Origin of the sequence: Lapillicoccus sp. (assembly GCF_036559105.1) — a bacterium.
Lineage (GTDB): Bacteria > Actinomycetota > Actinomycetes > Actinomycetales > Dermatophilaceae > Lapillicoccus.
Genome location: NZ_DATBTV010000008.1, coordinates 1 through 9,930 on the forward strand (window position 1 = coordinate 1; position 9,930 = coordinate 9,930).

General features: G+C 70.3%; 12 protein-coding genes. 4 read left to right on the plus strand and 8 right to left on the minus strand.

The window, feature by feature from the left end:
- Positions 1 to 361: 361 nt before the first annotated feature.
- The 4 genes from rplI to rpsF form a co-directional block, all read right to left on the minus strand.
- Positions 362 to 808: a 50S ribosomal protein L9 gene (gene rplI, locus VIG79_RS00670; protein ID WP_331880828.1), complete on the minus strand. Its 447-nt coding sequence runs from the start codon at positions 806 to 808 to the stop codon at positions 362 to 364.
- A 14-nt stretch (positions 809 to 822) separates the two neighbouring features.
- The gene (gene rpsR / locus VIG79_RS00675) at positions 823 to 1,059 is read right to left on the minus strand and encodes a 30S ribosomal protein S18 (protein ID WP_295699100.1); all 237 of its coding nucleotides are present in this window, start codon (positions 1,057 to 1,059) and stop codon (positions 823 to 825) included.
- 82 nt (positions 1,060 to 1,141) lie between these two features.
- Positions 1,142 to 1,759: a single-stranded DNA-binding protein gene (locus VIG79_RS00680; RefSeq protein ID WP_331880831.1), complete on the minus strand. Its 618-nt coding sequence runs from the start codon at positions 1,757 to 1,759 to the stop codon at positions 1,142 to 1,144.
- Between the two features lie 28 nt (positions 1,760 to 1,787).
- Positions 1,788 to 2,075, minus strand: a complete 288-nt coding sequence (gene rpsF, locus VIG79_RS00685; RefSeq protein ID WP_331880833.1) for a 30S ribosomal protein S6 — start codon at positions 2,073 to 2,075, stop codon at positions 1,788 to 1,790.
- Positions 2,076 to 2,330: 255 nt separating this feature from the next.
- On the opposite strand from rpsF, the gene VIG79_RS00690 reads away from it, so the two are divergent.
- Entirely contained in the window at positions 2,331 to 3,026 is a 696-nt protein-coding gene (locus tag VIG79_RS00690) for a hypothetical protein (RefSeq protein ID WP_331880835.1), read from the plus strand.
- A 3-nt stretch (positions 3,027 to 3,029) separates the two neighbouring features.
- Here the strand turns inward: VIG79_RS00690 and VIG79_RS00695 are convergent, their stop codons facing one another.
- On the minus strand, positions 3,030 to 4,487 hold the full coding sequence (locus VIG79_RS00695; RefSeq protein ID WP_331880837.1) for a hypothetical protein: 1,458 nt from the start codon (positions 4,485 to 4,487) through the stop codon (positions 3,030 to 3,032).
- Between the two features lie 9 nt (positions 4,488 to 4,496).
- Positions 4,497 to 6,710, minus strand: a complete 2,214-nt coding sequence (locus tag VIG79_RS00700; RefSeq protein ID WP_331880839.1) for a transglycosylase domain-containing protein — start codon at positions 6,708 to 6,710, stop codon at positions 4,497 to 4,499.
- Positions 6,711 to 6,863: 153 nt separating this feature from the next.
- On the opposite strand from VIG79_RS00700, the gene VIG79_RS00705 reads away from it, so the two are divergent.
- Both VIG79_RS00705 and VIG79_RS00710 read left to right on the plus strand, forming a co-directional pair.
- The gene (locus VIG79_RS00705) at positions 6,864 to 7,427 is read left to right on the plus strand and encodes a PadR family transcriptional regulator (RefSeq protein WP_331880841.1); all 564 of its coding nucleotides are present in this window, start codon (positions 6,864 to 6,866) and stop codon (positions 7,425 to 7,427) included.
- Between the two features lie 3 nt (positions 7,428 to 7,430).
- On the plus strand, positions 7,431 to 8,510 hold the full coding sequence (locus VIG79_RS00710; protein WP_331880844.1) for an inositol-3-phosphate synthase: 1,080 nt from the start codon (positions 7,431 to 7,433) through the stop codon (positions 8,508 to 8,510).
- 60 nt (positions 8,511 to 8,570) lie between these two features.
- Here the strand turns inward: VIG79_RS00710 and VIG79_RS00715 are convergent, their stop codons facing one another.
- Together VIG79_RS00715 and VIG79_RS00720 are read right to left on the minus strand one after the other, a co-directional pair.
- A complete protein-coding gene (locus VIG79_RS00715) occupies positions 8,571 to 9,194 on the minus strand; it encodes a DUF559 domain-containing protein (RefSeq protein WP_331880846.1) in 624 nt (207 codons plus the stop codon).
- Complete coding sequence (locus VIG79_RS00720) at positions 9,191 to 9,457, minus strand: hypothetical protein (RefSeq protein WP_331880848.1); 267 nt, start codon at positions 9,455 to 9,457, stop codon at positions 9,191 to 9,193. The genes VIG79_RS00715 and VIG79_RS00720 overlap by 4 nt, the downstream gene beginning before the upstream one ends.
- Before the next feature lie 74 nt (positions 9,458 to 9,531).
- Here VIG79_RS00720 and VIG79_RS00725 point away from each other — a divergent pair.
- Positions 9,532 to 9,930 (plus strand): PPOX class F420-dependent oxidoreductase (locus VIG79_RS00725; RefSeq protein ID WP_331880850.1); only part of this gene is annotated, 399 nt, incomplete at its 3' end.

Below are 9,930 nucleotides of genomic sequence, written 5' to 3' on the forward strand. Positions count from 1 at the left end.
CAGCGACGTGATCTCGAGGACGAGCACCGCGGCGGACGTGCGAACACGAGCGCGTAGCCCAGCCAGCCCGGCAATGGGCCCGCGGGCCTGGTGGTCGGCTGGGCGGAAGGCTCGCCGGCAGGCATACCGCAGTATGCGTGAGGCTTCGCCTCGTTCGGCGACCAGGGACGGCCCGCACGTCGCGTCGGCGTTCGTGATCCGCGACGCCGGAGGTCTGCGCAGAAACCGGACGTCATGACGCTGTGCGTAACCACGCTCCGGCTCGGAACATGCGTGGGGACGGGTCAGCGGAGACGGGTCGGGGTCGGAACCCGCCGTGGTGGCGCGTTCCGACCCCGAACGGGTCAGCCGGGTGGAGCGGTCAGCGAGCGACGACCTCGAACGGAACCATCGCCTGCACGTCCGGGTGCAGCCGGACCAGCGCCTGGTAGGAGCCAGTCGACTTGATGTGGCCCTGGACCTCGATCCGGCGACGGTCGAGCTCCGGACCGCCGGCGGCCTTGACCGCGTCGGCGATGTCGGCCGTGCTCACGGCACCGAACAGCCGGCCGGCGTTGCCGGCCTTGGCGGGCACGGTGACCGAGGCGGACTCGAGGCGGCCCTTGAGCTGCTTGGCCTCCTCGAGCGAACGGACCTCGCGGCTGGCGCGGGCCGTGGTGATCGCGTCGACCTGCTTCTGGCCGCCCTTGGTCCACGGAGTGGCCAGGTGACGCGGGAGCAGGAAGTTGCGGGCGTAGCCGTCCTTGACGTCGACGACGTCTCCGGCGGTACCGAGGCCGGTGACCTCGTTGATGAGAATGACCTTCATGGGCGCGTGTCTCCTCAGCGAGCCGAGCTGGAGTACGGCAGCAGGGCCATCTCGCGGGCGTTCTTGACCGCGGTGGCGATGAGCCGCTGCTCCTGGACGGACACTCCGGTCACCCGACGCGCGCGGATCTTGCCGCGGTCGGAGATGAACTTGCGCAGCAGCGCGGTGTCCTTGTAGTCGATGTTCTCGACCTTGGCGATCTTGAGGGGATTCGCCTTCTTCTTCGGTTTGCGCACAACGGGCTTGGCCATCGTGGTGCTCTCCTTCTTCTGGTGAGAGCCCGGGGAGTGACCCCGGGATGGGGTGCTACTGATGAATCGGGATCAGAACTGATCAGAACGGCGGCTCGTCGTAGCCGGGAGCGTTGTTGCCCCAGCCACCCTGCTGGCCGCCGCCCTGGTTGCCGCCCTGGTTACCGGCGGGCTGCGACGAGGGCGCGTTGGTGCCGCCGCCGTTCCAGCCGCCCTGCTGGCCGCCGCCCTGGTTGCCCTGGGAGGAGCCGGCGCCGGTGGCCCACGGGTCCTCCTGCTGGCCGCCGGAGCCGCCGCCCTGCTGGCCACCACCGAAGCCGCCGCCACCGCTACCGCGCTGGGTCTTGGTGACCTTGGCCGAGGCGTACCGCAGCGAGGGGCCGACCTCGTCGACCTCCATCTCGACGACGGTGCGCTTCTCGCCTTCCTTGGTCTCGTAGGACCGGGACTTCAGGCGTCCGGAGACGATGACGCGGGTGCCGCGGCCGAGAGACTCGGCGACGTTCTCCGCGGCGTCGCGCCAGACCGAGCAGCGCATGAACAGGGTCTCCCCGTCCTTCCACTCGTTGCTCTGGCGGTCGAACGCGCGCGGGGTGGACGCGACGGTGAAGTTCGCCACGGCGGCGCCGGACGGCGTGAACCGCAGCTCCGGGTCGCCGGTGATGTTGCCGATGACGGTGATGACGGTGTCGCCAGCCATAGCTAGTCCTCTCCGTGGGGTTCGGGGCTCAGGCGCCGGGGCGCAGCAGCTTGGTCCGCAGCACCGACTCGTTGAGTCCGAGCTGGCGGTCGAGCTCCTGGGCCGTGGCGGGCTCCGCGGTCATGTTGATGACGGCGTAGATCCCCTCGGCCTTCTTCTTGATCTCGTAGGCCAGCCGACGGCGGCCCCAGATGTCGACGTTGTCGACACTGCCGCCGTCCTTGGTGACGACGGAGAGGAACTTGTCGAGGGACGGTGCGACGGTCCGCTCGTCCAGCTCGGGGTCCAGGATGACCATGAGTTCGTACTGACGCATGCGTTGACCCACCTCCTTTGGTCTTGGCGGTCACGGTCTCTCCGTGACAGGAGGGTTGTATGCGTCCGGCCACGACCCCCTGAACGTGTCCAGGACACCCTCACACGAACCACCGACGTCGGTCGGGGCTCGTCCACAGGGCGCTGTCGCGTCGTGGCGAACCGGCCAAGACTACCGGCGGCGACCCCTGCTCCGGAAATCGAGCGCGCGGCTCGCAGTTCTGAGGCGAGAATCGGGGCTCCAGGGAGGAGACCCATGGACACCGAGCCCGCCGAGCCCGCCGAGCCCGCCGAGCCCGCCGAGCCCGCCGAGCCCGCCGACCCACCGTCGGCCGTGGTCGCGCAGCTGCTGGCCACCGAGCACTGGAGCCTGCTCGCCACGCGGGGCACGATGTGGTCGGAGGTGATGAGCCGGATCACCATCCTGCTCACGGTCATCACCGGGTCGCTGGTCATCCTGGGGCTGGTGGCGCAGGCCGGGGGTTTCGGGGCGACGTTCCAGGTGCTGGCCATCGGGCTCGCCGTCGTGGGGCTGATCCTCGGTACGCTGACCAGCGTCCGCGTGTTCCTCGCCAGCGACGAGGACGCCGGCCTGATCCTCGCGATGAACCGGCTGCGGGCCGCCTACGCCGAGCTGGCCCCGGGCATCGACGAGCACTTCCTCACCTCGACCCGGCTCGACGAGGAGGGACTCATGCAGACGTACTCGCTCGGCGTCCGACGCCATCCGCTGGTCCACGTCGTCGGCAGCACGAACTTCTTCGTGGGCACGGTCAACACCCTGGTGGCCGGCGCCCTGGCGGCGCTCGTCGCGGGCACGTTGGGCGCCCCCGTCGCCGTCCTGGTGCTGGCCGGGCTCGTGGTCGCCGCCCTCTGCTTCGCGGTGTTCCTCTGGGCGGGGTACCGCACGTTCGGCGCCCGGCAGCGGATGCTCCGCAGCAGTCTCGCCTAGCCTCTAGCCGAACCGCACGACGAGCCGGTCGTCGTCGCCCCGGAGCGGACCGGCGAGCTCGTCGCTCTCCTCGTCGCCCCACGCGCTGTCGACGACAGCGCCCTCCTCGTCGTAGACGGGTTCCCGGGCGAGGGCGAGCTGCCAGGTACGGGCCAGCAGCCAGAGCACCCCGCCCAGCCGGACGACGAGGAACACTGCGTACCACGAGGCCGGTAGCCCGCGGCTGGGGACGGAGGTGCCGGCCAGGTAGAGCCAGACCGCCTCGAAGTGCAGCGCCTCCGTCGCCGACCAGGCCAGGACGTCCTTCCAGGCCAGCCCGACGAGGGCCGCGAGCGGGACGAGCCACAGTGCCGACTGCACGGTCATCGACTTCCCGGTGAGCATCACGATGGCGAGCATGACGAGGCTGACCTCGGCCACCCCAGGTCGGCGCGGCATGGCCAGGGTGAAGCCGGCACCGACGACGAGCGCGACGAGCCATCCGGCCAGGCAGAGGACGGTCACGGTCGTCGGGGACAGCGGCTGCCCGGCGAGCTGCGGGAGCAGCCACGGCGACCCGAAGCCGGCGCCCGCGTCCAGCCAGCCCCGGTATGCGGCGGAGGCCGCGTCGGGGTTCAGGGCCCCCAGCACGAAGAGGATCCCGCCGGCCACCACCGCCGCGGCGCCCGCGGTGCGGAGCCACACCGTCACCCGCCCGGCCCGAAGGCACACGAACAGCAGCGCAGCGATGACGACGACCGGGTAGGTGCGCGCCGACACCGCGAGCCCGAGCAGCACCCCGGCGAGGACCGGCCGTCGGCGGGTCCACGCATACAGCCCGGCGGCGGTGAGCGCGACGCCGACGACGTCGGGGGAGATGGGCAGCACGAGCAGGGCGACCGGAGCCAGCGCCACCTGGGCGGCCCGCAGCGGGAACCGGCGGACGGTCGCGGCCGTCCACCAGGTCGTGAGCGCCCAGAGGACCGCGGCCACGATGGCCCAGATCGCGAAGTAGAAGCGCATCCGGTCGGGCGTCTCCCCCGGCGGGACCACGGTGGCGGTCAACGTCATGAGGAACGACGTCAGCGGCGGCTGGGTCGGGGCCGGCGAGCCGAAGCCGCCCGAGAGGTAGGCGCCGATCCCGGCGGACAGTCCGGCGTCACGGTAGGTCGCGGGGATGTCGGAGAAGCAGGCGTGCCAGAACTGGTCCGGCGAGCTCCACCCGGTATCGATGCACGGGGCCCGCAGGAGTACGCCGAGGCCGGACACGACGGCCGAGGTCCCGGCCAGGACCGCGGCGTAGTAGCGCCACCCACGAGCCAGCCGGACGGCATACCGACCGACCGGTCCGCCGATGACCTCGGAGGCCGCCGCCGCGATCTCGTCACCCCGGGTGGGTGCGCTGACGAGGTCGGCGCTCTCCACTTCGGCGAGCACGTCGTCACGGTCCGCGGTGGGGGCGGACCCCCAGCGCGAGGTCACGCGGGGAGCCTACGGGCCGGGGTTGGGTGGCGCCGTCGTGGTGGTCGACGGTTTGGGCCCCTGGGTCTTGGTCGTCGTCGCGACGGGCGGAGGCGCGGTGGTCGTCGTCACCGGCGGCGGCGGCGCGGTCGTCGTCGAGGTCGGCGGCTGCGTCGTCGTGGTCGACGGGGCCGTGGTCGTGGTCGTCGTCGGCGTGCTCGTCGTCGTCACCGCGTTGTCACCGATGCCGGCGCGCTTGGGGAACTGCTGGACCTCCATGCCCGTGGTGGCGACCTTCATGAAGTCGAGCCACATCGACAGCGGGAGGCTGCTGCCGCCGACCTCGCTGACGCTGAGGCCGGGGATGTTGTCCAGCGGCTGGGGGACGCCGTCGACGTCGCGGTACATGCCGACCGAGGTGACGAGCTGCGGTACGAACCCGGTGAACCAGACCGACTTGTGCTCGTCGGAGGTACCGGTCTTGCCGGCGGTCGGGCGGCCGAGGCCTGCGGCCCGCGCGCCGGTCCCGCCGGAGGCGGTCACCTGCTGGAGGGCGTCGATGGTGTCGGCCGCGACATCGGGGCCGAACGCCGAGGTCACCTGCTTGTTGACCTTGTAGTCGATGTCGGTGGTGTCGGAGGTGACGGCGACGACGAGGTACGGCGTGGCCTTCTGGCCCTGGGCGGCGATGGTCGCATACGCGCTGGCGACGTCGACGACGTGCGGCGAGGCGGTACCGAGGACGTTGGTGAGGGTGTCGTCGAGACCGGCGGTCTTCTCCGGCATTCCGGCGGCGATCGCGGCGTTCTTGGTGTTCGCCGGACCGACCTTGTTGTTGAGACCGACGAAGACGGTGTTGACCGACTTGGCGGTCGCGCGGCGCAGGTCGATCATCCCGAAGCTCTGGTTGAACTCGTTCGGGACCTTGACGTTGCCGACGGTGATCGGGCTGTTGCCGTTGAACTGGGTCTTGGTGCTGATGCCCTGCTGCAGGCCCGCGATGAGCGCGAACGGCTTGAACGTCGAGCCGGCCTGCATGATCGCGTCGGTGGACGAGTTCAGCTGGCTCTTCTGGAAGTCCGCGCCCCCGTACATCGCGACGATGGCGCCGTCGCCGGGCTTGATCGAGGTCAGCCCGGCCTGGACGTCCGGGGCCTCCTTGGGCAGGTACTTCTGGACCGACGCGATGGCGGCGTCCTGGCTGCCCTTGTTGATCGTCGTGGTGATCCTCAGGCCGCCGCGGTCGATGTCGGAGTCCGACAGCTTGAGCGTGCTGCTCAGCTCCTTGCGGACGGCGTCGACGATGTACCCATTGGGGCCGGCGACCGCGGTGTTCTTGGCGGGCGGGACGGTGTCGGCGGGACCCGTGACCTTGGCGCGGTCGGCCTGGCTCAGCCAGCCCTCGGCCACCATGCCGTCGAGGACGTAGGCGACCCGGGTGGTGAGGTTGGCCTTCTGCTTGTCGCCGAGCGCGGGGTCGTAGAGCGACGGCGCGTTGATGACGGCGGCCAGGGTGGCACCCTCGGACACGCTGAGCTGGCTGACGTCCTTGTTGAAGTACGCCTTGGACGCGGTCTGGATGCCGTAGGCGCCGCGGCCGTAGTAGATCGTGTTGAGGTAGTCCTCGAGGATCTGGTCCTTGCCCTGCTGCTGGTCGATCTTGACGGAGATGATGATCTCCTTGAACTTCCGGGTCAGCGAGCGGTCGGACGTGAGGAAGTAGTTCTTCACGTACTGCTGGGTGATCGTCGAGCCACCGCCCTGGACGTCGGCGCCGCGCAGTGCCTGCCACACGGAGCGGCCGATGCCGGTCGGCGAGAATCCGGGGTTGGTGTAGAAGTCGCGGTCCTCGGCGGCGAGCACAGCCTTCTGGACCTGGTCCGGGACCTTGGCGAGCGGCACCGACTCGCGGTTGCCCTGCGCGTCGGACAGGCGGGCCAGCTCGGTCTTGCCGTCGTCGTAGTAGAGGATCGAGGCCTGGGCGTTGGCCAGGTCGTTCGGCGCCGGGACCTTGATCGTGGCGTAGGCGATGGCCACCGCGACCGCCCCCAGGGCAACGAGGCTGAGCAGGGAGAAGAGCACCCACTTGGTGACCGTGCGGGCGCGGGATCGAGGCTTGCTACCGCCGGGGCCGCCGTCGGTCCCTGTGCCGGTTCCCGCGCCGGATCCGCCGTCGGCGCTGCCGGCTCCGGACTCGGGGCGGGGGCGCCGCGCAGCGCGGCTGTCGGGGGTCTGAGCACTCACGAGCGACCAGTATGCGGTGTCGAGGGCCGCCTTTCCCAATCGTGTGCGTGTCGCGCGATGTATCGTGCCGATATATCTGTGTTACGGTTCCACCGGACAAAGCCCGAGTATGTCTGGTCGGGTATCCAGGAATCGTGCGATGAGGAGGTCCCGATGGCGCGTCGCGCCGAAGTGCTCGAGTTCGCCGTCCTCGGCCTGCTCCACGAGAGCCCGATGCACGGCTACGAGCTGCGCAAGCGGCTCAACACCGCGCTCGGCTCCTTCCGTGCGCTGTCCTACGGCTCCCTCTACCCGGCCCTGCGCGACCTGCTCGACCGGGACTGGATCGCCGAGGCCCAGCAGGCCATCGGGTCCTCCGGAAGCCGGCGCGCCCGCATCGTGTACGAGCTCACGCAAACCGGCAAGGAACGGTTCCAGGAGCTCGTCGACCAGGCCGGGCCCAGTGCCTGGGAGGACGACGAGTTCGCCGTCCACCTGGCCTTCTTCGCCCGCACGACCCAGGAGGTGCGGCTGCGCATCCTCGAGGGCCGGCGGTCGCGGCTCGAGGAGCGGCTCGCGCAGATCCGCGAGGTCTCGGTGCGCAACCGGGAGCGGCTGGACGCCTACACGACGGCGTTGCAGCGGCACGGCGAGGAGCAGGCCGAGCGCGAGGTCCGCTGGCTGGAAGAGCTGATCACCACCGAACGCAACACCCCGCATACCGAAACCAAGGAGTGACCCATGGGATCCATTCGCGTCGCCATCGTCGGCGTCGGCAACTGCGCCAGCTCGCTGGTGCAGGGCGTCGAGTACTACCAGGACGCGTCGCCCGACGGCGTCGTGCCGGGACTCATGCACGTCGAGTTCGGGGACTACCACGTCCGCGACGTCGAGTTCGTGGCCGCCTTCGACGTCGACGACAAGAAGGTCGGCAAGGACCTCGCCGAGGCGATCAACTCGTCGGAGAACAACACCATCAAGATCGCCGAGGTGCCCACGACCGGCGTCACCGTGCAGCGCGGCCACACCCTCGACGGGCTCGGCAAGTACTACCGGATGACCATCGACGAGTCCCCGGCCGAGCCGGTCGACATCGTCGAGACGCTGCGCGAGGCGCGCGTCGACGTGCTCGTCTCCTACCTGCCGGTGGGGTCGGAGGAGGCCGACAAGTTCTACGCCCAGTGCGCGATCGACGCCGGCGTGGCCTTCGTCAACGCGCTGCCGGTGTTCATCGCGTCGGACCCGGAGTGGGCGGCGAAGTTCGAGGCGGCCGGCGTGCCGGTCATCGGTGACGACATCAAGTCCCAGGTGGGCGCGACGATCACGCACCGGGTGCTGGCGCACCTGTTCGAGGAGCGCGGTGTCGTACTCGACCGCACGTACCAGCTCAACGTCGGCGGCAACATGGACTTCAAGAACATGCTGGAGCGCGACCGGCTGGAGTCCAAGAAGATCTCCAAGACGCAGGCCGTCACGTCGAACCTCGCGCACGACCTCGGCGCGCGGAACGTGCACATCGGGCCGTCGGACTACGTGCAGTGGCTCGACGACCGTAAGTGGGCCTACGTCCGCCTCGAGGGTCGCGCCTTCGGCGACGTGCCGCTGAACCTCGAGTACAAGCTCGAGGTCTGGGACTCCCCGAACTCGGCCGGCATCATCATCGACGCGATCCGGGCGGCGAAGATCGCGCTCGACCGGGGCATCGGCGGTGCGCTGGTCTCGGCGTCGTCCTACCTGATGAAGTCCCCGCCGGTCCAGCGCGAGGACACCGAGGGCCGGGCCAAGCTCGAGGCCTACATCGCGGGCACCGAAGAGCGCTGACGCTGCTCTGCTGAGCACACCAACGGGCGTTGGTCGCCTACGGACCCGGTTTCGGGCCGTTCAGGCGACCAACGCCCGTTGGTGTGCTCGGCGGACTGTCCCGACGAGGATGGACCGCACCCAGTCCGGGGCGAACATCACCTGCTCCCAGGCGAACCGCAGCACCACCCATCCTCGGGCGACCAGCTCGTCGTAGCGCCAGCAGTCGTGCCGAAGCTGCTCGAGGGAGCCGTGGAAGGCAAAGCTGTCGGCCTCCACGACGATCCGCAGCCGAATGTCGGCCAGGTCCACTCGCGCGAAGAACGCGTCATCGGCGACCTCGACCTGCGGCGTGACGCACAGGTGAGGGACATCCAGGCAGATGGCCCGCAGGACCGACTCGAACGGGTTGGCCCCCTCGGCCGTCGCGTGTCGGGCGACACGCTGGACCCGTGCCCGTCCCCGGGCGGGATGGGCGTCGGCGGCGCGGCGCAGCTCGGCCACCGTGACGTCCCCCGCCCGCAGCGCAGAGTCGGCGACGGCGAGCGCTTCGTCGAAGGGAAGCGTTGCCGCGCAGTCGAGCACGGTTCGAAGGGGACCCGTCACCCAGCCGTCGACGACATCGACCTCGTCCAGCCGACGCCAGGAGACGTGGACCGACTTCTGGTCGCCCACCGAGATGGACCGGTTGCGGGCAACCGTCACCCACGGTCGGTCCGGTCGGTTCTTCGTCGGCCACCCCCAGTGCGCCGCCGCGCTGAGGTGCGAGGCGACTCCGTGCAGGCGATGAGCGGCCCGTCGGCCGTCATCGGCACTCGGGAACGCGTATCGGCCCGCGCGTCCCGGACCACGTGACCGTCGGCCAGGGCTCGACGCAGCGAGCTCCTCGAGCCCGCCGCGACGAGGTCGGCGTGCCCGGCCACCCCGCCACGACGGGTCAGCTCGGCGAGCAGCTCGAGCAGGGACACCCGAGCACTGTGCCCTGCGGCGGCGGTGACACCCCCGCGTCATCCACAGGGGCGCCCGGCCTACGTTGGGAGGCATGCCGAAGCCTCCTGTGCCTGCCGACGTCGCCGAGTTCCTGGCGCGGCCCAACTACGCCACGATCAGCGTGGTGCGCCCGGACGGCCAGCCGATCTCGTACCCCACCTGGTACCTCTTCGAGGACGGCCAGATCGTCGTCAACATGGACGACGGACGGAAGCGGATCGAACACCTGCGCCGCGACCCCCGGGTGGCGCTCAGCGCGATGGACCCGCAGAACTGGGTCACCCACGTCAGCATCGTCGGCCACGTCGCGGAGTGGATCCCCGACACCGACCTCGTCGACATCGACCGGATCTCGACGCACTACGACGGCGAGCCCTACGGCGTCCGGAACCGACCCCGCGTGACCGCCCGGGTCGACATCGACCGGTGGCACGGCTGGGGCCGGTTCAAG

Coding starts and splice junctions, on each gene's coding strand:
- rplI (WP_331880828.1), bottom strand. CDS start 808: ATGAAGGTCATTCTCATCAACGAGGTCACCGGCCTCGGTACCGCCGGA.
- VIG79_RS00710 (WP_331880844.1), top strand. CDS start 7,431: ATGGGATCCATTCGCGTCGCCATCGTCGGCGTCGGCAACTGCGCCAGC.
- VIG79_RS00705 (WP_331880841.1), top strand. CDS start 6,864: ATGGCGCGTCGCGCCGAAGTGCTCGAGTTCGCCGTCCTCGGCCTGCTC.
- rpsF (WP_331880833.1), bottom strand. CDS start 2,075: ATGCGTCAGTACGAACTCATGGTCATCCTGGACCCCGAGCTGGACGAG.
- VIG79_RS00680 (WP_331880831.1), bottom strand. CDS start 1,759: ATGGCTGGCGACACCGTCATCACCGTCATCGGCAACATCACCGGCGAC.
- VIG79_RS00690 (WP_331880835.1), top strand. CDS start 2,331: ATGGACACCGAGCCCGCCGAGCCCGCCGAGCCCGCCGAGCCCGCCGAG.
- rpsR (WP_295699100.1), bottom strand. CDS start 1,059: ATGGCCAAGCCCGTTGTGCGCAAACCGAAGAAGAAGGCGAATCCCCTC.